This window comes from Streptomyces sp. NPDC017448 (assembly GCF_044330565.1).
Taxonomy (GTDB): domain Bacteria; phylum Actinomycetota; class Actinomycetes; order Streptomycetales; family Streptomycetaceae; genus Streptomyces.
In genome coordinates, this window is the sequence record NZ_JBIRLM010000001.1 from 49,760 (window position 1) to 73,003 (window position 23,244).

17 protein-coding genes, 1 pseudogene and 2 CRISPR repeat arrays are annotated in these 23,244 nt (G+C 73.0%); of the genes and pseudogenes, 10 read left to right on the plus strand and 8 right to left on the minus strand.

Features of this window, described 5'->3' with window-relative positions:
- The first annotated feature begins 393 nt into the window (after window positions 1–393).
- The 10 genes from ACH4K1_RS00150 (at window position 394) to ACH4K1_RS00195 (ending at window position 11,307) form a co-directional block, all read left to right on the plus strand.
- Window positions 394–516 carry a keywimysin-related RiPP gene (locus tag ACH4K1_RS00150; protein WP_018511015.1) on the plus strand — a complete coding sequence of 41 codons (123 nt, stop codon included), beginning with the start codon at window positions 394–396 and terminating at the stop codon, window positions 514–516.
- Window positions 517–566: 50 nt separating this feature from the next.
- The gene (locus ACH4K1_RS00155) at window positions 567–2,612 is read left to right on the plus strand and encodes an asparagine synthase-related protein (RefSeq protein ID WP_398084751.1); all 2,046 of its coding nucleotides are present in this window, start codon (window positions 567–569) and stop codon (window positions 2,610–2,612) included.
- A complete protein-coding gene (locus ACH4K1_RS00160; RefSeq protein ID WP_398084753.1) occupies window positions 2,609–2,860 on the plus strand; it encodes a lasso peptide biosynthesis PqqD family chaperone in 252 nt (83 codons plus the stop codon). The genes ACH4K1_RS00155 and ACH4K1_RS00160 overlap by 4 nt, the downstream gene beginning before the upstream one ends.
- Complete coding sequence (locus ACH4K1_RS00165; RefSeq protein WP_228989536.1) at window positions 2,857–3,333, plus strand: lasso peptide biosynthesis B2 protein; 477 nt, start codon at window positions 2,857–2,859, stop codon at window positions 3,331–3,333. Before ACH4K1_RS00160 ends, ACH4K1_RS00165 begins: the two co-directional genes overlap by 4 nt.
- The gene (locus tag ACH4K1_RS00170) at window positions 3,281–5,224 is read left to right on the plus strand and encodes an ABC transporter transmembrane domain-containing protein (RefSeq protein ID WP_398084756.1); all 1,944 of its coding nucleotides are present in this window, start codon (window positions 3,281–3,283) and stop codon (window positions 5,222–5,224) included. Before ACH4K1_RS00165 ends, ACH4K1_RS00170 begins: the two co-directional genes overlap by 53 nt.
- Window positions 5,225–5,353: 129 nt before the next feature.
- Window positions 5,354–7,801: a hypothetical protein gene (locus ACH4K1_RS00175; protein WP_398084758.1), complete on the plus strand. Its 2,448-nt coding sequence runs from the start codon at window positions 5,354–5,356 to the stop codon at window positions 7,799–7,801.
- A gap of 175 nt (window positions 7,802–7,976) precedes the next feature.
- On the plus strand, window positions 7,977–8,480 hold the full coding sequence (locus tag ACH4K1_RS00180; RefSeq protein WP_398084760.1) for a SigE family RNA polymerase sigma factor: 504 nt from the start codon (window positions 7,977–7,979) through the stop codon (window positions 8,478–8,480).
- Window positions 8,473–8,985, plus strand: coding sequence for a hypothetical protein (locus tag ACH4K1_RS00185; protein WP_398084762.1), 513 nt, complete (start codon window positions 8,473–8,475; stop codon window positions 8,983–8,985). The genes ACH4K1_RS00180 and ACH4K1_RS00185 overlap by 8 nt, the downstream gene beginning before the upstream one ends.
- A 127-nt stretch (window positions 8,986–9,112) precedes the next feature.
- Entirely contained in the window at window positions 9,113–10,432 is a 1,320-nt protein-coding gene (locus ACH4K1_RS00190) for a mannosyltransferase family protein (protein WP_398084765.1), read from the plus strand.
- Between the two features lie 335 nt (window positions 10,433–10,767).
- Complete coding sequence (locus ACH4K1_RS00195) at window positions 10,768–11,307, plus strand: hypothetical protein (protein WP_398084767.1); 540 nt, start codon at window positions 10,768–10,770, stop codon at window positions 11,305–11,307.
- A 64-nt stretch (window positions 11,308–11,371) separates the two neighbouring features.
- On the opposite strand, the pseudogene ACH4K1_RS00200 reads toward ACH4K1_RS00195, so the two are convergent.
- The 8 genes and pseudogenes from ACH4K1_RS00200 to ACH4K1_RS00235 form a co-directional block, all read right to left on the minus strand.
- Window positions 11,372–11,824: pseudogene (locus ACH4K1_RS00200) on the minus strand (IS5/IS1182 family transposase); the annotation flags it as partial.
- Between the two features lie 3 nt (window positions 11,825–11,827).
- Window positions 11,828–12,218: a CRISPR direct-repeat array (repeat unit 25 nt; unit sequence CCACCCCCGCGTGCGCGGGGACCAC).
- A 225-nt stretch (window positions 12,219–12,443) separates the two neighbouring features.
- Window positions 12,444–13,613 carry a MarR family transcriptional regulator gene (locus tag ACH4K1_RS00205; protein WP_398084770.1) on the minus strand — a complete coding sequence of 390 codons (1,170 nt, stop codon included), beginning with the start codon at window positions 13,611–13,613 and terminating at the stop codon, window positions 12,444–12,446.
- A 435-nt stretch (window positions 13,614–14,048) separates the two neighbouring features.
- A CRISPR array of direct repeats spans window positions 14,049–14,869; the repeat unit is 29 nt; unit sequence GGGACCACCCCCGCACGCGCGGGGACCAC.
- 356 nt (window positions 14,870–15,225) lie between these two features.
- Complete coding sequence (locus ACH4K1_RS00210; protein WP_398084773.1) at window positions 15,226–15,777, minus strand: DinB family protein; 552 nt, start codon at window positions 15,775–15,777, stop codon at window positions 15,226–15,228.
- A gap of 468 nt (window positions 15,778–16,245) precedes the next feature.
- Window positions 16,246–16,746: a DUF417 family protein gene (locus ACH4K1_RS00215; RefSeq protein WP_398084776.1), complete on the minus strand. Its 501-nt coding sequence runs from the start codon at window positions 16,744–16,746 to the stop codon at window positions 16,246–16,248.
- Between the two features lie 1,035 nt (window positions 16,747–17,781).
- Window positions 17,782–19,206 carry a GH1 family beta-glucosidase gene (locus ACH4K1_RS00220; protein WP_398084778.1) on the minus strand — a complete coding sequence of 475 codons (1,425 nt, stop codon included), beginning with the start codon at window positions 19,204–19,206 and terminating at the stop codon, window positions 17,782–17,784.
- Window positions 19,207–19,445: 239 nt separating this feature from the next.
- Window positions 19,446–20,360 carry a carbohydrate ABC transporter permease gene (locus ACH4K1_RS00225; protein WP_398084781.1) on the minus strand — a complete coding sequence of 305 codons (915 nt, stop codon included), beginning with the start codon at window positions 20,358–20,360 and terminating at the stop codon, window positions 19,446–19,448.
- The gene (locus ACH4K1_RS00230; RefSeq protein ID WP_398084783.1) at window positions 20,357–21,337 is read right to left on the minus strand and encodes a carbohydrate ABC transporter permease; all 981 of its coding nucleotides are present in this window, start codon (window positions 21,335–21,337) and stop codon (window positions 20,357–20,359) included. The genes ACH4K1_RS00225 and ACH4K1_RS00230 overlap by 4 nt, the downstream gene beginning before the upstream one ends.
- A 404-nt stretch (window positions 21,338–21,741) precedes the next feature.
- Entirely contained in the window at window positions 21,742–23,046 is a 1,305-nt protein-coding gene (locus ACH4K1_RS00235; protein ID WP_398084785.1) for an ABC transporter substrate-binding protein, read from the minus strand.
- Window positions 23,047–23,244 lie beyond the last annotated feature (198 nt).

Below are 23,244 nucleotides of genomic sequence, written 5' to 3' on the forward strand. Positions count from 1 at the left end.
GGGTAATGCGGGCCCGGAGGCGGGCAGGAAGCCCCGGGGGCGGTTCTGCGGGTATGCGGGTAGCGCCTCCCTCTCCCGGCAGCTCACCGACCGATCCGGCGGCCCCGGCCCCTTATTGGTCCACTCCACTTCAGTGGTGCGCGCCCTCGGTGTGCGACTGCACATGCTGACCGGACGGTTGTGCGCCCCGGGCCGGAATCTCGGCCTCCGCCCTTTGCCGCTCACGCTATCCGGCCAAATTCACGCGGTGAGTCGGAACCATGCGTACCGGTTCCGCAGAGGGACATGATGGCTCTGGTGTTCACATGGTGAACACCAGTCGCATGGATAACGCCAGTTATGCAGACGCATATGGGGCATAGCTGTACTCCGTCACCTGGAAGGGGAGATCTCGTGAAGCAGCAGAAGAAGGCTTACGTGAAGCCGTCGCTGTTCAAGCAGGGCGACTTCTCGAAGAAGACCGCCGGTTACTTCTACGGCTCGTACAAGGAGTACTGGGTCCGCCGCATCATCTGATCCGGACCCCGGATTCCTGTGCGAGGTACGAGAACTTCCGGAAGGTGAACATGCCCGGCCATCTGCGTGACTACTTCGTCGTTCTGCCGGACAGCGCGGCGGGCGCGGCGGTGGCCGGGCGGCTTCCCGTACAGGAGCCGGCCGGGCGGTTCGCCGCCCCTGACCCGGCCGGGCGGGCCGCGACGGGGGGCGACGTCCTGACCGTAGCCCACCCGTCCGGCCGGCCCTGGGTCGTCGCCCGTCCGGCGTTCCGCAGGGTGAGCCACCTCCGCCGGGGCGACGACGCCCTCGTGCTCATCGGCCCCGACCGCGTTCCCGAGGCCGTGCTCTCCGGCCTTCTGGAGGGCGCCCGGGACCGGACCGCCCTGGAGCGCCGTCTCGCCCGGCTGCCCGGCCTCCACCACGTGATCGCCCGGCTCTCCGGGCAGACCTGGATCAGAGGCACCGCCTCCGGGCTGCGCCGCGTCTATCACGCCCGGCACCCCCAGGCCGGAACCATCGCCTCCGACCGCCCCGCCGTCCTCGCCCGGCTGATCGACGCCCCCCTGGACGACGGTGCGCTGGCCCTGCGCATGCTCGACTTCCTGCCGCACCCCCTGAGCCGCCGTGTCGTGTGGCGCGGGGTGCACGAGACCGGCGCCGGGTACGGTCTGGCCCTGCCCGCCGCAGCACCGGGCACGGCCGCCGCCCCCGGCCCCACGGAGCACCGCTGGTGGGAGCCGCCGCCCGCCGAACTCCCCTTGGCCGAGGGGGCGCGGGCGCTCGGTGAGGCCATCGCCGCCTCCGTACGGGCCCATGTCGGCGGTCTGGACCGGATCAGCTGCGAACTGTCCGGGGGCCTGGACTCCACCGCCCTCGCCTTCGCCGCCCGCGCCACCGGTCCGCAGCGGCTCTCGCTGCTCACCGTGGCCGCCCGCGACCGCTACAGCGAGGACGAGACATGGGCGCGGAGGGCGGTCGAGCTGGCCGGGCAGGACGATCGCGGCACGGCTCCCGCCCCGGCCGGGCACCCGGCCTCCACCCACGCCCGCCGGACGGGCCCCTCCGCCGGCCGTCACGCGGACCCCGTCCTGGACCACCGCGTCGTCCCCGCCGCCGACGCCCCCTACTTCTACGCCGATCTCGCCTCCTGCGCCGCCGAGCTGAACGACGAACCGCTCCCGGTCGCCCCCGGCCGGGCCCGGGCGGACCTCCTCCTCGGCCGCGCCCGCGCCACCGGCTCCCGCTACCACCTCACCGGCTACGGCGGGGACGAACTCTTCCTGGGCCTGCCCCACGCCTACCAGGACCTCTTCCACGGGAACCCGTTCACCGCCTGGAGCCACCTCGGCGGCCTGCGCCACCAGCTCGGCTGGCCGCTCCTGCCCACGGTGAAGGCCCTGCTGGACCGCTCCGCCTTCCCCCGCTGGCTCGCCGGGGCGGTCACCGCCGCCCCCCAGCCGGTCGCCCGGACCCCGCTGCTCTCCTGGGGGGTGCGGCAGTCCTTGCGCCCCTGGTTCACCGAGCACGCCAACGCCCTGATCACCGAGGAGTTCCGGGCCGCCGCCGAGCACGCCGAACCGATCGACCCGTGGCGCGGACGGCACGTCGACATCGACGCCGTACGGATGGGGGCCCGGCACTTCCAGGCGATGGAGGAGATCGGCACGACGATCGGGCTGCCGGTCGCCGCGCCCTTCTACGACGACCGCGTCCTGGAGGCGACCCTCGCCGTACGCCTCCAGGACCGGATCAGCCCCTGGCGCTACAAGCCGCTGCTCGTCGAGGCGATGCGCGGGGTGGTCCCGGACGCGCTGCTGGCCCGGACCACGAAGGACCACATGTCCTCCGACGAACACCAGGGCCTGCGCGAACACGGCCCGGAGCTGGCGGAGTTGTGGACCGGCTCCCGGCTCGCCGAACGCGGCCTGGTCGATGGCCGCCGCCTGCTCCGGCTCGCCGCCGAACCCTTCTCACCGGTCCTGGTCGAGCACTCCATCAGCTCCACCGTGGCCGGGGAGACCTGGCTCCGCACGGCCGAGAACGCCTGGCCTGCGCCCCCGCCCCACCGGACCCCTGCCCCTACCCGTACCCGTACCAGCGAGGCATCCCTGTGAAGCTCAGAAAAGGCATCGCCGTCACCACCACCGAGTACGGCGGCGTGCTCCTCGACGAGAACGACGGCAGCTACTGGCAGTTGAACGACACCAGCGTCATCGTCGTCGACACGCTGGCCGCCGGGCACCCGCCCGAGACCGCCGTGGAGCGGATTCTCGCCGCGTTCGACGTCGAGCGGGCCGAGGCGGAGTCGGATGTCGCGGAGCTGACCCGTCAGCTGGTCGAGGCGAGGATCCTGCACGCATGACCACCGAGATGACGATGCCGCGCCGGGGCGCGGGAGCGGGCGGGGTACGGCTGCGTACGGCCATCGCCGCCGCGTTCGTCCTGGCGCGTCTCAAGCCGGGGCGGTTGCGCCGGGTGCTGGCCCGGTGCGCCCGGGGCGCCCGCCCGGCCTCGTACGCGGAGACGCTGGAGGTGTTCGAGGCGGTGGTCTCCACCAGCCGCCGCTGCGCGGGCCGTTACGGCTGCCTGCCGCGCTCGGTCGCCATCGCCCTGGCCTGCCGGATGTCCGGCGTCTGGCCCGACTGGTGCGCGGGGGTGCGGGCGGCGCCGCCGTTCTCCCCGCATGCTTGGGTACAGGCGGGGGGCCGTACGGTCGGGGAGCAGGCGGAACCGGCCGATCTGCGTCCCTTGATGGTGGTGACGGCAGACGGAGGGGGTCCGGGTGGGCACGGCGGCGGGGACGACGGCAGGCGCGGGGCGGAGCGGGCCGCCTGAGGAGGGGAAGCCGAGCGGTACGGCTGAGGGGGGAGAGGCCCCCGGCAAGGCTTCCGACGCCCCCGGCAAGGCTTCCGAGGCTCCCGGCAAGGCTTCCGGGGCCCCTGGCGAGGCTTCCGAGGCCGCCGGCAAGGCTTCCGAGACCCCCGAAACGCGGGGCCCGGCCCCCCTCCGGCTGCTCCTCGCCCGCGTCCGCCCGCACCGGGGCGTTCTCGTCCGCGCGGGCCTGCTCTCGCTCGCCGGCTCCGGGGCGGGGCTCGCGATGCCGCTGACGGCGAAGTACGCGGTGGACGCGTTCGCCGCGGACCGCTCGCCCGCCGGCCCGCTGGTCGCGTTGACCGTGCTCGTGCTGGCCGGGGCCTGCCTCTCCGCGTACGGGCGCTATCTCATGGCCCGTACGGGCGAGGGCGTCGTCCTCCGGGCGCGCGACCAACTCGTGGGCCGGATCATGCGGTTGAAGGTTCCGGCGGTGGACCGGCTGACGCCGGGCGACCTCCAGTCACGCGTCACCAGCGACACGACCCTTCTCCGTACGGTCCTCTCCAGCGGCCTGGTCGAGTCGTTCAACAGCGTGCTGATGCTGCTCGGGACGATCGCCTTCATGGCGTACATGGACCTGACGCTGCTCGGCGTGACGCTGGTGGTGATCGTCGGCATCGGTGCGGTGACCTCCCTGCTGATGCCGCGCATCCAGCGGGCCCAGCTCCGCGCGCAGGAGTCCGTGGGCGCGATGGGCGCGGCGCTGGACCGGGTGCTCCAGGCGTTCCGCACGGTCAAGGCGAGCGGGGCGGAGCAGCGGGAGACGGCGGCCGTGGCGGCGGCGGCCCGGCACGCGCACGACCGGGGCGTCGCGGTGGCGCGGTGGTCGTCGGTCTCGGACGTCACGATGATGATGTCGATCCAGCTGGCGTTCCTGGCGGTGCTGGGCGTGGGCGGCGCACGGGTGGCCTCCGGCTCGCTGGAGATCTCGTCGCTGATCGCGTTCCTGCTGTACCTCTTCTACCTGATGGGCCCGATCGGCGGCCTGGTCGAGGGGTGGACGGGCCTGCAGAGCGGGCTGGCGGCCGTACGCAGGATCGACGAGGTGGAGTCCCTGCCCGGCGAACCGGCCGCGCCCCCCGCACCCGTACGGAACGAGGCTTCCGCCGCCCCGCTCGGAGTCGCCTTCCAGGACGTGGCCTTCGGGTACGGGGACGAGCGCGCCCCCGCCCACCTGGGGGTGACCTTCGACGTCCCGGCCGGCGGGATGGTGGCGCTGGTGGGCCCCTCGGGGGCGGGCAAGTCCACGGTGTTCAGCCTGCTGGAACGGTTCTACGACCACGACGGCGGCACCATCACCGTGGGCGGCCGGGACATCCGGGACTGGCGGCTGGCCGAGCTGCGGGGCGCGCTGGCGTACGTGGAACAGGACGCGCCGGTCCTGGCCGGGACGCTGCGGGAGAACCTGCTCTTCGCCGCCCCGGACGCCGACGACGAGGCGTTGGCGTCGGCGGTCGCCCGCACCCGCCTCGACGCCCTGGTCGAGCGGCTGCCCGAGGGGCTGGACACGGCGGTCGGCCACCGGGGCGTCACCCTCTCCGGCGGAGAACGCCAGCGCATCGCCATCGCCCGCGCCCTGCTGCGCCGCCCCCGCCTGCTGCTCCTCGACGAAGTGACCTCGCAACTGGACGCGGTCAACGAACAGGCGCTGCGCGACGTGATCCTCGAACTGGCCGGTCGGACGACGGTGCTGGTCATCGCGCACCGCCTGTCCACGGTCCGGCACGCGGACCGCATCGTGGTCCTGGAGGAGGGCCGGGTCCGCCGCGCGGGCACGCACGAGGAGCTGATCGCGGAGGACGAGCTGTACCGCGAACTGGCGACGACGCAGCTGGCGGCGGACGCACGGTGAAGGGCGCGCGGTGAGGGGCGTGCCGTGTGGGGCGTGCGGTGAGGGGCGTGCGGTGAGGGGTGCGGAGACGGCGGCCTCCCCGTCCTGGGGGAGGTGGAGGACGTAGAAGACGCGGAAGGAGTGGAGGGAGTGGAGGGCCTGGAAGGGGTGGGGTCCTCGGGCGGCGGGTGCGGCGCGGGCGCGGAGCTGATCGCCCGGTTCGCCGCGGAGGTCGACTGGTCGAAGGTGGTCGATCCCTACGGCTCCGGGCAGTACGGCCCGGACCTGCTGGTGCGCCTCTGGTCGCCCGACCGGCAGACGGCCGAAGACGCCTGCGAGGACCTCCACTTCGCGTGCTGCGGCGACGGCGGCTCGGTACGGGACGCGGCGCTCGAAGTGCTTCCGTTCCTCGTGCAGGCGATAGCGGATCCGGCGGTGAAGGTGCGTCGGCAGCTCCTCGCCACGCTCGCCGTTCTGGCCCGCGCCCACAACGCCGCCCGCGCCGCGCGGCCCGACCCGAAGCTCGGAGGGCGGCGGCCCACCGCTCCCGCCGCCTGGCCGGCGGCCTGGGACCGAGCGGTCGACGCCCTGTTGCCGCAGCTCGCCGGCGACGACGAAACCGTACGGGCCGGGGCGGTGTCGGTTCTCGCGGGGGCCACCGACCGGGCGGATGACGTCATCGACCGCATCCGGGACCGTTTCGATCACGAGCCGAACCGGTGGGTGGCCGAGCAACTCGTCCTCGGCGTGGGCGAACTGGCCGGCCACGCGGTGGAGCGGCGGGAGGAGGCCGTCTCCTGGCTGCGGCAGCGGATGGGCGACACCGGGGTGCGGGAGGAGCCCGATGGCGACGACGACATCGACGCCTGGCTCGCCTGGTACGAGCGGTACGGGCACGATGTCCGACTGTCCGCGATCGCTGCGCTGCGCCGTGCCCTTCCCGGCCGTCCGGACCCGGCGTACGCCCGTACCACCGCCGATGTGCTGCTCGGGCCGTCACCCTCGGAGGCCGCCCGCTGCCGGGGCTCCCGCTCTCTGTACGTCGACCGTGTCACCGCCGCCGACGCGCAACTCGACGGCGATCTTCCGGGGCGGCTCGCCCTCGCCGGAGAGCTGCTGGGCCGGGAGACCGCGGCCCACCACGAGGGCGGCCTGCGGGTCGCGGCGTCCCTGATGTCCAGGTGGCGTTCGGCGGTACCGGAACTCCTTCCGGCAGTGGCGGAGTTCATCGGTACGACCGACCCCGTGAACCGCGCCCTCGCGCTGCGGGTCCTCGCCATGTGCGGTGCTGCGGCCCGCCCTTGGGCCGACCGTGTGGCGGCGCACCTCACCGAGGAGGACGAACCGCACGAGCCCGCGAGGCGGCACGCGGCGTGGGCGCTGAGCCGGATGGGGGACGACCGGTGCGTGGCGCCGTTGGCCGCCGGGCTGCTGTCGGGCCGGGCCACGGGGTTCGCGCCGTGGGCCCCCTCCGCCTCCACCTGCGCCTGGGAGGAGAGCGACCTCAACTACCCGGAGGCGCTGGCCTCGTTCGCCGACCGCGTGGAGACGCTTCTGGGGCCCCTGCTGGCGCGGGCCCGGGCCGCGTCCCCGTTCGAACGGGGCGCGTACTACGCGATCCTGCGACGGTGGCACGAGAAGGGCGGGCCCGTCGTCGAGCGGCTGACCCGCCTGCTGGACGAGGACGAGACGCTGGTCGAAGCGGCACAAGCCCTGGGGATGCTGGGCACCGGCCCGGTCGCGGCCGCTCACCGCGACCGGCTGCGGGAGCGTCTGGGCCCGCCCCGGTTCTGGCCGGACACCACGCGGGTCGATCCGTTCGCCCATTTCGCCCTGACCGGCGACGGCGAACCCTTGCTGGCCCTGCTGCGCTCCCCCGGGGAGAGCCGGTTCCCCGAACTGAGCGCCGGGGCCACCGACCGGGACCGCGTCCGCGCCTGCGCCGCGCTGGGGCCGCTCGCGTCCGGATCGGCGGACTGGCTGCGCGGACTGTTCCGGGAGGCCCTTCGCGAGAAGCCCCGCAGCCCTTCCTCCGCCCCCAAGGGCGCCGTGGAGAGGGCTCGGGCCCTGTGGCGGGTGACCGGTGACGCGGAGGAGGTCGTGCCGGCGCTCATGGAGCTGACCGCCGACAGCGCGCGGAAGGCGTACGCGACCCCGGGAGGCGTCGAGCCCCTGCTCCTGCTCGCCGAGGTCGCCGCCACCCGTCCGCCCGTGGTCGACCGGGTGGCGGAGCGGCTCTGCGCCACCGCCCGGGCGCGCGTCGAGGGCGACTGCCGCTCCGAGGCGATGAAGATCCTCCGGGCCCTGTGGGAGCTGACCCGGGACGGGCGGCGGACCGCCCCGGTCCTGGTCGGGCTGGTGCGGATCTGTCCGCCGGCCGGCCACCCGCCCACGATCGTCGAGCCCTTGGAACTCCTCGCAGAGGTCGCCACCGCCGACCCGGCCTGCGCGGCGGACGCGGCCCCGCAGGTGCGGCACCTGCTCGACGCCGATGAGCGCCCCGTCAGCCACGGCCAGTGGCGCGCCGTCCTCAGCGACGAGGCGGTGCTCGCGGCGGTGCGGGCGGTCGTGGACGCGGCGCGGGAAGCGGGGGCGTGAGGCCGGTCGGGTGGGTGCGGGGGGCGCCGTCCCGGGCCGGGCGGGCCCGTCCGGGGCCCGGGACGGACCTTCGGCCGCTGTGACGACCGTCACCCGGATTCCCGGGTGGGTAGTGTCGACCGGATGACCGGCGGCGGGCGTATACCCGGTGAAGCGGAAGACCCGGGAGCGATTGTTGACCGTCGAGGAGTTCGAAGAGTTCTACGCCCAGGCGGTCGCGCGTCTCACAGGCCAGTTGTACGTGATGACCGGCGACCTCCAGGAGGCGCAGGACGTCGTGCAGGAAGCATTCGTCAAGGCGTGGGTCCGGCGCGGCCGACTGGAGCGTGAGGGGCAGCCCGAGGCGTGGATCCGTACGGTCGCCTGGCGGCTCGCGGTGAGCCGCTGGCGGTTCCGGCGGCGTTCGGCGGACGCGTGGGGGCGGGGGAGCGGAAGGCCTCCGGAGCACGTCGCCCCGCCGGGCCCGGACCATGTGGCGCTGGTCGCCGCGCTCCGGGAACTGCCCGCCCAGCAGCGGCGGACGCTGACCCTGCACTACCTGTGCGACCTCACGGTCGAGCAGATCGCGGGGGAGACCGGGCTTTCCACCAGCACGATCAAGACGCATCTGGTCCGCGGCCGGGCGGCGCTCGCGCATCGGCTGCGAGACCCCCGCATCGAGGAGGCACGTGATGTCTGAACGGCGGGATCCGTTGCGGTCCCTGTTCCGGGAGGCCGGTGAGTTCGGGCAGATCCGCGCCGACGCGGGCGACGCGTCGAGGATCGCCCGGCGCGGCATGCGCGCCCGGCGCCGGCGGATGGCCGCGGTGGCGGTGGGCGTCTGCCTCGTCGTCGGCGGGGGCGGGGCGGCGGCGGTGGGCATGATGCCGGTACGGCCGGAACCGGTCGCCCCGGCCACGGCCCCGACCCCCGCCCACCCGTCGCCCGGCCACCCGGCGCCCGTACCGTCCGACCGGCTGCCGACCGATCCGCCCTCCCCGCCGTCACCGGCCACGACCCTGCCGGGGGGCACGGGGGGCCCGGAGGGCACGGGGGGCCCGGGGGCGGAGGACCCGTCCGGCCGCCCCACGCGGACGAGTACGGGCATGAGCACGACCGGGTTGCCGCGGACCCCGCCGACGGCCACGGCTCCGGCGACCCGTGCGGCTTCCGCGACGACGGACGGGGCGGAGTCGATGCCCTGACCCCGAGCGGAGGGCGGCCCCCGCCCTCCGCCTTCCTCCCCGCGCCCCCGCCCCGGTGGTTTCCCCGGGCGATCCCGTACGTCTACGCCTCGGCGCGTCCGCGAGGCGCGCCCGAAAGGTGCCTGAGTTGACCACGCTTTCCCCCGGGCCGCGGCCGTCCGCCGCCCTCCCGGCGGCCCCCGGGCCCCGGACCCCCGTGCGCTCCGGGCCCCGGGGCCCCGTCGTACCCCCGGAACACCAGGGGCCCGACGGCGGTCCCGGGCCCGCGCCCGACCCCCGGGCGGGGTGGTTTCGCCGGGCGGCGGGGCGGGTGACCCCTGCCGACCGCACCGTGCTCGGGCTCTACCTCCTGACCCGAATATCCCTGGGGATCACGGCCCACCTGGCCCGGTGGCTGTTCCCCGCCCGGTCCGGCGCCCGGGAGGCGGCCCCGCTCCTGGCTCCCTTCCAGCAGTGGGACGCGAACCACTACCTCCACCTGGCGCGCGACGGTTACTTCCCGGCGGGCACGGGGCCCTGGACGGACGGCTGGGACAACCGGGAGGCGTTCTTCCCGGGCTATCCCCTCACCCTCCGGGCCGTGCACACGGTCGTGCCCGACTGGACGGCGGCCGGGCTGCTCATCTCGTTCGTCGCGGGGGCCGTCGCGGTCGTGGCCCTGGCCCGTATCGCCGGGGCGTACCTGCCTGCGGAGGCGGCGGGCTCCCGTACCGCGGTTCTCTTCCTCCTCTCCCCCTGCGCGGTGTTCCTGGCGGCGGGTTACACGGAGGCGCTGTTCCTGGCGTTCGCGCTGCCCGCCTGGCTGGCGGCGATGAGGCACCGGTGGGCGCTCGCCGCCGTACTGACCACGCTGGGGACGACGGTGCGGATCAGCGGCCTGTTCCTCGCGGCCGCCATCGGGCTGCTGTTCATCCTGACGGCGGCGCGGGAGCGCGAGGGCCGGCGGAGCTGGCGGGCGGTGGGCTGGACGCTGCTTCCGGCGCTGCCCCCGGCCGCGTACAGCTGGTACCTGCACGCGCACACGGGCGACTGGATGGCCTGGAAGCACGCGCAGGAACGGGGCTGGTACCGAACGTTCCACACGCCCTGGGAGGCGTGGGCGAACACGTGGACCGGGGCGTTCGGCCACACCCAGACGACCGGCTACGCGCTGATGTTCCAGGCGGAGTTGGCGGCGATGCTGGTGGGGCTCGCGCTGGTGGCCGTACTCCTGTACCGGCGCCACTGGCCCGAGGCGGTGTACGTGGCCCTCAGCCTGTGGGCGCTCGGCACCTCGTACTGGTACACGTCCATCCCGCGCGCGACGCTGCTGTGGTGGCCGCTGTGGATCGGTCTGGCGGCGCTGAGCCTGCGCCACCCGTGGTTCAGGACGGCGTACCTGTGCGTGGCGGCCCCGGTGACGACGCTGGTCGCGCTGACGTTCCTGACGGGGAGGTGGGCGGGGTGAGGCGCGAGCGGCCCGTGGCCGCCCCTGACCTGCGGGGTTCGGTGTGGACGGCTGGCTGCTGCGCCAGGTGGTGACGGCGGGGAAGGGGTGCGGCCGCAACGTGCTGTGGGCCGGCGCGGCCGGCGACGGAGAAACGGCCCGCCTCTGGCACTGACCGCTTCTGACTCGCGCAGCGGGCGGCTGGGGGCATGGCCCAGAGGAGCCCCGGGGGGCGCCCTCCCGTGCGCGGGGGCTCACTTCTGGGACCGGGAGCCTGTCCATCTGATGGAGTGACAGCCGCACGCAACCCGGAAACTTTGGTTTACGTAGACGGCTCCGTAAACTAAAGTTGCCGCATGGCAGCCTCTGAGATCACCCCAGAAGAGCAGGCAGAGCTCGACAAGGCCCTGTACGACGCCTTGAACCCCCTGGCCACGGCCCTCCGCTCCCGAGAGACCGGGTTGTCCGCCGACCGTATGTGGGACGCGAACCCCGTCGAAGTGGCACTGTCCGTCCTGGCCGCTTGGAAGGTGGTGGACGGTGAGGTCAAGCGGCTTACGGAGCGGGCGGCAGTGACCGCCGGCTCCTACGGCGCGAGCTACGAGCAGTTGGGAGCGGTCTGGGGCATCACCCGGCAGGGCGCCCGTAAGAAATGGCCCGATGCGGTAAGCCGACCGGCGTCCGCGTCGGCGGGCAAGAGCACGCTTGCGCTGTTCGGAGGGGCTGCCGAGCTGGTGCAGTCGCCTTCCGGTAGTTGGGACTGGACCGGCCGAGGCGCTGACGGGGCGCCCGGCGCGGGCGGCGAAGGGGCGCCGTACGCGACCGCAGAGGAAGCGGCGGCCCACGCGGGCGCGTTCCTCAAGGAACACGCCACCGGCACCGACGATCGGTCCTAGAACCCCCCAGACAAGTCACCTGCGGGCCCAGATGGGGGTCGCAGCGAGGCGAGGTGGGGCGGGGTGCGGTTCGGTAGGCGATGGCGAGCCTGGCGGCGCGCATGGCCGGGCCGTGCCCTTGCTTGAGTTGGCTGGCGCATCATTCGGCTGCGTTGCGCTGCTCGTACGTCTCGGCATCGAAGGCGGGCGGACGGCCTCCGGTGCGACCTTGCCGCGGAAGGTGGCCGAACCGGCCGAACCGGCTGAGCTGGTCGGACTGGTCGGACGGCCGGGGGATGACAGCAAGGATGCCGCGTCGACGGAGGTGGTCCCGGAACGCGCGGGCGCAGTACGCGCGTTCCGCCAGGACAACTTCTGGCCGAGTCCTTGACCTTCCGGGGTTGCCGCGCGGAACACGGACACCGGCTGTGACGGCCCCGAAGGCCGGGGTGCCACCCGCCTGACCGGCGGGGGTACGGGGGGCCAGGGACCGGGCACGGCTGTCGCTGACGGGGTGGACCTTCGTGCTCGGACCGCCGGACCACCCCCGCGCACGCGGGGAGCACACCACCGAGTAGCCGCCGGCGTTGTTGCCGAGGGGGCCACCCCCGCGTGCGCGGGGACCACACGAAGTTCTCCACGAACGACTACACCGCCCTGGGGCCACCCCCGCGTGCGCGGGGACCACTCCTTGCTCCGGGGCTCCGGGAGGTTGAGAACCGGACCACCCCCGCGTGCGCGGGGACCACGGCGTCGACATCACCCTCGACGGCGGACGCCTGGGACCACCCCCGCGTGCGCGGGGACCACCCGGCGATGCGGTGGCCGCGGACGCGGAAGTCGGGACCACCCCCGCGTGCGCGGGGACCACCTGCGGTGGCGGGCGGCGGCCCGGGCCTGGACGGGACCACCCCCGCGTGCGCGGGGACCACAGTTCGTGACCTGCGGATTTAGGTTGCCAGATAGCGGTTTTTGCTTACTTCTTGAGATACGGGCATATCGGGCCTGTCATGGTGAAACGGTCACGTTCGGGGTTTGGTAGCTGCAATTCTGCCTGCTGCTGGCTGAGTGGTGTGGCTTCCGTAAAAGAGGCCGGGGCGGCGTTGTGCTGACGTGGGCCCGGGTGCGGCGGTAGGCCGGGTGGCGGGCCCGGACGCTCAGACGGGTTTGAGGAGGTTGCGCAGGTTGGCCATGTGGGCTTTTACGGCGGCTACCTCGGTTGGGGTGGGTGTGGTTTCGCCACCATCGGCGTGGGTTTGGCGGCAGGGGCGGCAGAGGCCGTCCGGCAGTGCTTCCGGAGTGCCTGGGCGGCCGCAGTTGGTGCATTCCATGAGGAGGCGGCGAACCGGGGCGGGGGCTTCTGGAGCGGGTGACGTGGGGCCCGTCGCCGGGAGTTGGGGCGGGATCTTGTCGGTGAGGCGGCGGCGGAGGAGGCCGGCGGGGGAATCGACCTGCGCGGGGATTCCTGCGGTGAGGGCGCTGGTCAGGTAGTCGACGCTCACGCCTCGTGCGAGCCATTGCGCTGCCAGTGGTTCAAGGACGGTGCAGTCGGAGGCGGAGAGGGCGAGGCGGTGGTCGTTGCGTCCGAGGCGGGCCAAAGCCAAGTAGGCGGGAGATGGAGCAGGTTCGGAGGCGGTGCGGAACGCCTCAAGGGCTGCGCCTCGGGCGGGCTGCGCGGCGGCGACGGGCTGGGCGGTCGAAGTGTGGACCCCGTCCTGGGCGGACGGCGCGGGAGCCGGGTCCTGGAGGGGTGGTGTGTGCGTCATGGGCCGCGTGGGCGGTGCGGGTTCGGCGTCGCGGGTCCGGGGCGCATCGAGTACCGGGAGCAGGGGACGTTGCTGCGGGACGGTGGCGGGCTCGGGGGACAGGTCCTCGGCCGAGTCCTCCGGCTGTGAGGGCGGCGACAATTCCTCGGCAGGGGCCCACGACGGCGGTGCCACGGCGGGAGGCACTACAGGACCGGCAGGGGTAACGGCCCGTACGGCGTTCTCCGTGGCGAGGTAGGTGTTCCACCATTCGTTGTCGCGTGCGGTGCGGGACCAGAACGTGCGGTAGGCCCAGCGGACTTGGTCGCCCGTGCCGATCGGGCACCGTACGCGGCGGAGGTGGCCCGCGACGGAGAGGGCGGACAGGGAGGTGCTGATGGCCTGCTGGCCGTAGAGCGGGAGCTGTTTGGCCAGTTGCTTCACGCTCATCGCCGCGCCCTCGGGGAGGTGGTCGATGAATCCGGCCACGTACCGCTCGCGGGTGGGGAGTAAGGCGAAGTCCTCACGGCTGCGAGGCTGTTGGTCCGGCGCGGAGCGTTTGCCGTACCCCGGTTTGGCCATCGGGTAGGCGTGTGGGGCTGCTGGCGCGGGCGGGGCAGGGCTAAGGTGCTGAGTAGCCACGGGATCGGCTTTCTAGGTGAACGATCTTGCGGTTAGACCCTGGCGTGGTGGTGATGACACCGCGTTGGGGTCGTTTTGGTTCTCGCACCGTAGACAGTCGTCACGCTGCGCCGCAAGCCGTCACCATTAGTCATACTTGCTGGCCGCGACGGGGTAGGGAGGGCGGGGAGGTTTTCTCTACCCCCCCTGTTTTTCCCGCCGGTTAAAGAAGGCGCTCGGGTCTCGGGGCTCGTATCCCGACGTCTGAGACCCAGGACCCGAGCTTCGGGCCGCAGTCCCCGTTCCCGTACCCCGAACGAGCGACCCACCCAGCCCAACCCGTCTCGAACCCTGTATCCCGAAACTCGGGTCCCGAAGCTCAGACGCAGACGTGCTGGGGCCACCCCCGCACGCGCGGGGACCACAACCGGCGGATCGCGGACTTAAGCCATATGTCGGGACCACCCCCGCACGCGCGGGGACCACCCCATGTCGAGCACCTGCTTCAGCAGGTTCCTGGGACCACCCCCGCACGCGCGGGGACCACCTTCTGCTGAGCCCGGAGCAGCGAGCCCAGGCGGGACCACCCCCGCACGCGCGGGGACCACAGAGCGACGACGCCAAGCCGAAGCGGACCGTGGGGACCACCCCCGCACGCGCGGGGACCACGCTCCGCCGACGGTGAGGTAGCGGGCGATGACGGGACCACCCCCGCACGCGCGGGGACCACAGCCTGTCCCGGTCACCGACCTGCCCGTTGCCGGGACCACCCCCGCACGCGCGGGGACCACCTCCCAGCGCTTCCACTGCCGCACCAGGTCCTGGGACCACCCCCGCACGCGCGGGGACCACAATGCGGGTGCCCGCCTCGATCAGCCGACGGAGGGACCCCCCCGCACGCGCGGGGACCACACGCCGACAACCGGCACCTGGCCGCGATGAACGGGACCACCCCCGCACGCGCGGGGACCACCCGCCGCCGGTCGACTCGGAGGCCGCAGAGGAGGGACCACCCCCGCACGCGCGGGGACCACCCGACGCTGCTGATCATCCCGGAGGCGGCGGAGGGACCACCCCCGCACGCGCGGGGACCACGCAGCGCTGTCCCGCCGCACCGTCGCCTGGATGGGACCACCCCCGCACGCGCGGGGACCACCCCGCCCGGCGGCATCACGGTGCCGCAGGTCTGGGACCACCCCCGCACGCGCGGGGACCACAGTTCGTGACCTGCGGGTTTAGGTGGTGGGGTAGCGGTTTTTGCTTACTTCTTGAGATACGGGCATATCGGGCCTGTCGTGGTGAAACGGTCGTGTCGAGAGTCTGGAGGTTTCGATTCTGCCTGCTGTCGGCTCCACGAGGGGGGCTTCCGAGGAAGAGGGGTTCGCCGTCGTCCTGACCGTGTTGATGCTTGCTCCCGCTGAGCGTGGGCGGTGGTGTGCCGCTGTGGGACCGGGCGCAGCAACGCGTTGGTTGCGGGGGTTGAGGGTGGTCCTGGGGGCTTCCGCAAGGCGTTCAGGTGGCCCCCGGGCCGGCTTTCACGGCTTCTTGAGGGGTGGGTGCTCCCTCTTCCGCTTCACCTCGGCGGGTCTTCGCCCGTCAGGCCGTCGACCGATTCGCGGATGAGGTCGGCGTGGCCGGTGTGGCGGGCGTACTCCTCCAAGAGGTCGAGGAGGATGCGGCGGAGGTTGGGGCGTTCGCCGGTGCGGGTGGTGTAGGCGCCGGGTTGGTCCAGGCCGCCCTTGGTGAGTGCCTCGGCGACGGTGGCGCGGGAGCGGGCGACCGCTTCCTGCCAGAGTGCGTGCAGCTGCTCCGGTGTGTCGTCGGCGGCCGAGCGGTAGTCCCAGTCGGGCGTGGACTCCCAGTCGACGGTGTCCCAGGGGGAGCCGACCGGGCGGTTCAGCCACAGCCGGGCGAAGTGGCTGTCCTCCACGTGCGCCAAGTGCTTGAGGAGGCCGCCCAGGGTGATCGTGGACGTGCCGAGCGTGGCGCGGAGGCCGGAAGCGTCCAGACCGGAGCATTTCCAGGCCAGGGTGGCCCGTTGGCGTTCGAGTGCGCCCAGGATGGCTGCTGCCTCGGTGCCGGCGAGGGGAGGTTCCGGCCATGCTTCGGTGGGAGTCTCGGTCATGGATGCTGACCTTAACGACTCTGGTTGTCGGCGGTGCCGGGAGGTCATCCTGGAGCGACTGCCGACTGCCGACTGCCGACTGCCGACTGCCGACTGCCGACTGCGAAGTGCCGATCGGTCCGGGTCTGCCGTGGGTCGTTCCTGATGCGGAGCACGCCGGGACCGGTGGCGGGCGGGGCCGTCAGATGGCGCGCGGGACGGGCTCGTCGCGCTGGGCGGACCAGTGGGCGACGAGTGGCTTGTCCGCGGTGGGGCGTCGGGCGGCTCGACCTCGGCCGGGTTCGGGTCGTCCTCGGCGGGGGCGGGGCTCAGGCCGAGCCGCCCCGCCTCCTCGGGGGCGCTCCTCACGGACCATGGGCCCTTTCCGTCGGAAGCGTGGGCCTCCTGGGCGGGAGAAGGCCCATCCGTTTCCGACCGGCCCGCCGTGGGCCGTGAAGACGGCGGTGGCAGTGTCGGCGTCGGGGTTCGTCAGGGTGCGCCGGGGCCCCCGTCCCGCCCGTGCGACCGGTCCCCGCGGCTCCACTCGTGCGCGGCCACCACCAGGCACACCGCCACCAGGACCACGTTCTTGACGACGTACTGCCCCTCCATCGTCGGAGCGGGGGAGTGGGGTTGCCACATGGCGTCGGGGAGGAGGAGCAACGTGGAGAACACGCCGCCCATGTGGAGGAAGAACGCGACGAGGGCGGGGCGCAGCAGTCGACGGCCGATGGTCAGGCCGAGGCCGATGGCCGTCTCCAGTGCCGCGAGCGAGAGCAGCAGCACCGTCTCCGGCACCAGTCCCAGCGTCATCTTCGTCGCCGCGTCCACGGCCAGTTGTTCCGCCGGGCTCGCCGAGGGGAACAGTTTCAGGACGCCGAAGCCGACGAAGACGATGCCTACCGTCGCCCTCAGCAGGACGAGGGCGTGGGTGTTGACGTGGTCGGCCAGTCGTTGGAGCGCTCGTGCGCCGGATGCCGCCACAGCCATGCGCTCGCGGCCGACGCCGGATCGTGCACGGCCGGTTCCGGGGCGGTGTGCCGGGGCGTGGGGCGTTCGGCCGGGCGGGGGCGGGCTCGGCTCTGCCGTGTAGCTCCTCATGTGCGATCTCCCGCTGTGTCCGTGGGGGGTGGGAAGAAACGTGCATGACGGCGGCCCGCGCAGGCCCGCGGGGCGTCGGTGGGGCAGCGCGGGGAAGTGGCGGCTCTGCCGCTTCGCTGCGCGGGGTGCGTACGGGGCCGTGTGCGCGGGGTGGGCGCGGCCGACCGGGGGCCGTGGGCGAGGCGGGGGCGGCTCGGGTACGCGCCGCCGACCGCCTCTCACTGCTTGGTCTAGACCATAAGGGTGGGGGCTGGGAGGTCAAGAGGTGGGGAAGTCGGCTGCGGTCGGAGGGCATGCATTCGCGCCACGTTGCACCGGGGGAAAGGGAGTTGATCGGTGGGCGCTCGCGCGGCCCGCGACCGGTCGTCTCATCGGGGCGAGGGGTGCGACCCGCGGTCAAATTGCCGACCGGACCGACCGGACCCACCTCGGGCCAGCGCCGGGCCCACCCCGGACCGGCCCCGGGCCGCCCCTCGCTGATCAGCTCCGTTTCCTCGACGACACATCTGTCGTGCTCGGCCGGTCGTCGCCCTGCGGCCGTTTCCGGCCATACCGGCGGCCCCGCCGCCCGCCGGGTCTGCCCGCCGCCCACGCGCCGGGCGCCGCCGGGGGATTCATCCGGCCGAAAGTCGTCCGCACCATTCCGGGAGGAAACGCGCATCACCCGTACCGTTCATCCGGCCGCGTGGAGGAGCCCGTACTGTTCCCCCCGGCCGCGTGGGGGAGCCCGTACCGTTCCCCCGGCCATGGGGAGAAGTCCGGTGCCCTGCGCCCGGACATGCGGAGGGCCCGGAACAGACGTTCCGGGCCCTCCGCAGCCCCCCCGGCCCCAGGCCGCCCCGCCCTTCAAGCCGCCCCGCCTCTCAGCCGGCACCCCTCGGGCACCCCGGGAGCGGCCCTCCGAATCGGCGGCCCCCCCCCGCCTCAGCCCTCCAGGCCGCCGCGTGCGATCACATCGGCGTACCACCGCGCGCTGTCCTTCGCCGTGCGTCGCTGGGACGCGAAGTCCACGTGCACGATGCCGAACCGCTTGCTGTACCCGTACGCCCACTCGAAGTTGTCCAGCAGCGACCACAGGAAGTAGCCGCGTACGTCCGCCCCGTCCGCGATCGCCCGGTGCACCGCCGTCAGGTGCGCGTCCAGGTACGCCACCCGCTCCGGGTCGTGCACGTCGCCCTCCGGGTCCGCATAGTCGTCGTACGCCGCCCCGTTCTCCGTCACCAGCACCGGCAGAGCCGGGAACTCGTCGCGCAACCGCGTCAGCAGCTCGTACAGGCCGTTCGCGTCCACCGGCCAGTCCATCGCCGTGCGCGGGCCCTCCGCCGGGGTGAACGCCACATGCCGCTCCGCGCCCGCCCACGGCGACGGAGACTCCGAGGAGCCCGCCGAAACCACGCTCGGGGAGTAGTAGTTGATGCCCAGCGAGTCGATCGGCGTCGACGTCACCTCCAGGTCGCCGTCCTTCACGAACGACCAGTCCGTCACCGCCTCCGTGTCCGCCACCAGGTCCTGCGGCAGCCTGCCGTGGAAGACCGGGTCCAGGAAGATCCGGTTGGCCACCGCGTCGATCCGGCGCACCGCGTCCCGGTCCGCCTCGGTGTCGCTCAAGGGCCGCAGCGCGTGCAGGTTCAGGGTCAGCGAGATCTCCGCCGTCTCCGGGAGGAGGTCGCGCAGCACTCTCGCCCCCGCGCCGTGCGCCAGGTTCAGGTGGTGGGCGGCGCGCAGGGCCGCCAGGTCGCTGGTACGGCCCGGGGCGTGGACCCCGTTCCCGTACCCGAGGAACGCCGCGCACCAGGGTTCGTTCAGCGTCGTCCAGGTCGGCACCCGGTCGCCCAGCGCCCCCGCCACCAGGCCCGCGTACTCCGCGAACCGGTGCGCCGTGTCCCGGTCCGGCCAGCCGCCCGCGTCCTCCAACTCCTGGGGCAGGTCCCAGTGGTAGAGCGTCGCGACCGGCCTGATGCCGGCCTCCAGCAGCTCGTCCACCAGCCGGCGGTAGAAGTCCAGGCCGCGTTCGACCGCCGGGCCCCGGCCGGTCGGCTGCACCCGGGGCCAGGAGACGGAGAACCGGTAGTCGGTGACGCCCAGCTCCTTCATCAGCCGTACGTCCTCGGGCATCCGGTGCAGGTGGTCGGCGGCGATGTCACCGGTGTCGCCGTTGCGCACCTTGCCCGGCGTCCGGCTGAACGTGTCCCAGATCGACGGCGTACGGCCGTCCTCGGCGGCCCCGCCCTCGATCTGGTACGCGGCGGTGGCCGTGCCCCACCGGAACCCGGTCGGGAAGCGGAGCACCGTACCGGTCTCGGGGAGGGCGCCCGGGGAGGTCGCCGGGCGGGAATCGACAGCGGTCATGAGACGGACACTCCAGAGTGAGGGGAGGAGGGACGACGGGCAGAGGGTGAGGAAGCACTTGCGAGGGGGAGCGGGAGCGGGAGCGGGGTGAGGGCCAGGAGGGGACGGGAGGGAGCGGGACGCAGGCGGGAGAGGCGCCGGGGCCTGCGGGCGGGAGCCCAGGGGCGGGAAGGGGCCGCGGGAAGGGGCCGCGGGAAGGGAGCGGGCGGCGGCGGATGAAGCCGCGGATGAGGCCGCGGTCAGCCCTTCACCGCGCCCTGCATGATCCCGCCGACGATCTGCCGACCCAGCAGACCGAACACCAGCAGCACCGGCAGGGTGCCGAGCAGCGTGCCCGCCATGATCACCGACTGGTCGTTCACGTACCCGCCGCCGAGCTGCCGCAGCGCCACCTGCACGGTGGGTTCCTGCGAGGACAACGCGATGATCGGCCAGAAGAAGTCGTTCCACGCCGTCATGAACGTGAGCATCCCGAGCACCGCCATCCCCGGCCGCGCGATCGGGATCACGATCGACCAGAAGATGCGGGCCGTCGACGCCCCGTCCACCCGGGCCGCCTCGATCAGCTCGTCCGGCAGCGACTGCACCAGGTACTGGCGCATGAAGAACACCCCGAACGCCGAGACCAGGCCCGGCAGGATCACCGCCTGGAGCTGGTTCACCCACTGGAGCTCGGCGATCAGCATGAAGAGGGGGATCACACCGAGCTGCGGCGGGATCATCATCGTCCCGATCGTCAGCGTCAGCAGCGCGTTGCGCCCCTTGAACCTCAGCTTGGCGAAGGCGAATCCGGCCAGGGTGCAGCACAGGACCGTGCCGAGCGTGATCGACCCCGACACGATCAGCGAGTTCAGCAGCGCGGTGCCGATGTCCGCCTCTTCGAGGACCTGCTCGAAGTTCTTGATCAGGTTCGGCCCCGGCAGCAGGCTCGGCGGCACCTTCGCCATGTCGGCGTTGGACCGGCTGGCCGTGACGATCGTCCAGTAGAAGGGGAAAGCGGAGATCAGCAGCGCGAAGCCGAGGATGACGTACGAGAGCCAGCCGGCCTTCATCGTGCGGCCCGCGCCTCCTCTGCGGAGCCGCCTGCCGGGCGGCGGGCTCTGCGGCGGACCGTCCTTCTCGGGTGCGGTCGGCGGTGCGGCGAGCGCGGTCATCGGCCGGCCTCCTTGCGTGCGCGGCGGCGCACGAGCAGGGCGTTGGCCCCGACGAGCACCACGATCAGGACGAACATCACCCAGGCGATGGCGGCGGCCCGGCCCAGGTGGAAGAAGCCCCAGCCCTGTTCGTACATGTACAGGCCGAGGGTCTGGTACTGGTGCGAGATCCCGCCCGAGATCGACCCTTCGAACAGCAGGGGTTCACCGAAGAGCTGGGTCGCCCCGATGGTCGAGATGATCACGGTGAAGACGATCGTGGGACGCAGGCCGGGCAGCGTCACGTGGACGAACTGCCGCCAGCGCGAGGCCCCGTCCATCTCCGCGGCCTCGTACAGCTCGTGCGGGATGGACTGCATGCCCGCCAGGTAGATCAGCGCGTTGTAGCCGGTCCACCGCCAGATCACGATCGACGAGACCGCGATCTGCGAGGCCACCGTGCCGGTCTGCCAGTCCACGGGGTCGAAACCGACCAGCCCGAGCACGTAGTTGATCAGCCCGAAGTCCTTGCCGAAGAGTTGCGCGAAGACCAGGGTGGCGGCGGCGACGGAGGTGGCGTACGGCAGCAGGATCGCGGTCCGGACGAAAGTGCGCCCGCGCAGCTTGTAGTTGAGCAGGTGGGCGAGGCCCAGCGCCATCGCGAGCTGGGGGACCGTGGAGAGCACGCCGATGGTGAACGTGTTGCGCAGCGCGGTCCAGAAGTACTCGTCGGTGAACAGCGCCGTGTAGTTGGCGATGCCTCGCCACTCCATCTCGCCGCTCGTCTGGAGCTCGACCCGGTAGAGGGAGACGAACGCGGTGTAGAGGAGCGGGAAGAGGCCGAAGGCCAGGAAGAGCGTGAAGAACGGGGCGATGTAGGCGTACGGGGACGCCTTGCGCCAGGTGCGCCGCAGGGCGGCGGCCCGGCCGTCGTCGGGGCCGGGACCGGTTCCGGCGGGGCTGTGGGGCCCGGCCTTCGCGGTGGCGGTGAGGGACACGGTACGGCCCTTCGGGATCGGGGGCGGGAGCGGGCTGGTGGCGGGGGAGAGAGGCGTACGCGGGGGCGGCGCGCCGGCCGGGAGGGGGACGGGGGCGGGGCCGGTCCACCGCGGGGTGCACCGGTGGACCGGCGCGGGGAAGGAGCGGCGGAACCGGGCGGGCGGATCGGTAACCCGCGCCCGGACCGGCCCCGGAAAAGGGCGGCGGAACCGGGCGGGCGGGCCGGGAACCCGCGCCCGGACCGGCCCCGGAAAAGAGGGGCAGGGCCGCGACCGGCGTCCCCTCCCCGAGCCGTGACCGGCATCCCTCCCCGGGCCGTGACCGGCACCCCTCCCGGGCCGCGACCGGCGTCCCCTGCCCCCCCGCCGCAACCGGTGCCCCTACCCGGCCCGCGACCGGCGCATCAGCCGATCACGTTGTCCACGCCCTTCTTCGCCGTCCCCCACGCCTTGTCCGACGACACGCCCTTGCGCTCGACCTCGCTCAGCGCGTTCGTGATCTGCTGCATCACGTTCTGGTCGTGCACCCCCAGCACCTGCACCGGGGACGCCTTGGCCGCCTCACCGAAGATCCGGCCGATCGGGGCGCCCGAGAAGTACGCGTCCGTCGCGCCCGCGATCTTCTCGATGGCGCCCGTCGAGGACGGGAAGTTGCCCTGCTTCTGGAAGACCTTGGCCTGCTGCTCGGGGGCGGTCAGCCACTCGATGAGCGCGTACGCCTCCTTCTTGTGCTTGGCCGCACGCGGGATGGAGAGGTACGAGCCGCCCCAGTTGCCCGCGCCGCCGGGCAGCTTCGCGATGTCCCACTTGCCCTTGCCCGCCTCGCCGGCCTGGCCCTTGACGTAGCCGAGCATCCAGGCGGGGCACGGGATCGTCGCGAACGAACCGGCCGCGAACGCCTGGTTCCACTGCGGGGACCACTGGTCGAGCTTGGCGCTCAGCCCCGCCTCGGCCGCCTCGACGGAGGTGTCCCAGGCCGCCTTGACCGCCGGGTTCTTCTCGTAGATCAACTCGCCGGAGGCGTCGTAGTACCGCTCCTCCTCCTGGCCGATCATGATTCCGTAGAGCGAGCCGACGCTGTCCAGCCAGGCGCTCTTGGCGGGGGCCTTCTTCTTGTACTCCTTGCCCAGCTCCAGGTAGCCGTCCCACGTGGCCCACTTCTTCGCGAGCTCCTCGCGGTCCGTGGGCAGCCCGGCCTGCTTGAAGAGGTCGGTGCGGTAGCACATCGCCTCGGGGCCGACGTCCGTGCCGAGACCGAGGATCTTGCCGTCCTTCGTGGTCGCCGCCGACCACTTCGCCTCGGCGAACTCGCCCTTGAGCTTGTCGGCCCCGAACTCCTTCAGGTCCTGGAACTTGTCCGCCTGCTGCTGGGTGACCGAGGCGATGCGGCCGACCTCCACCCCCTGCACGTCCGCCAGACCGCCGCCGCCCGCCAGCCGCGTCTGGAGCGACTTCCAGTAGTCCGCCTCGTCCTGGGTGTCGCTCTGCTTGATCGTGATGTTCGGGTTGAGCTTCTGGTACTCCTCGTACAGCCCGGCCTCCTTGAAGCCGAAGGAGCCGAAGAGGTCGACGTTGAGCGTGACCTTTCCGCCCGCTCCGTCGGAGGAGTCCGCCGGGTCGCTGGATCCACAGGCGGCGAGGAGGGCCCCGGCGAGGACGACCGCGCCGAGGCGGGCGGTGGCTCTCTTGGCGGCTCGGGCGATGGGCATGGGAAGCCTCCCTTGGCTTCGGGATGAACCGAGCGCCTTGAGAGCGCTCTCAAAACCTGCGTCTGGAGCGTCCCCCACCGCCCCCGCCCCGTCAAGACTCGAACGCATAACGGCTTGGCTTTGCCCGGACGCCCGCCCAACTGCCGTGCGTGTGCGTTCTCTTGACACTCACGTTTCAGGAGTTTTACGTTCCTTGGC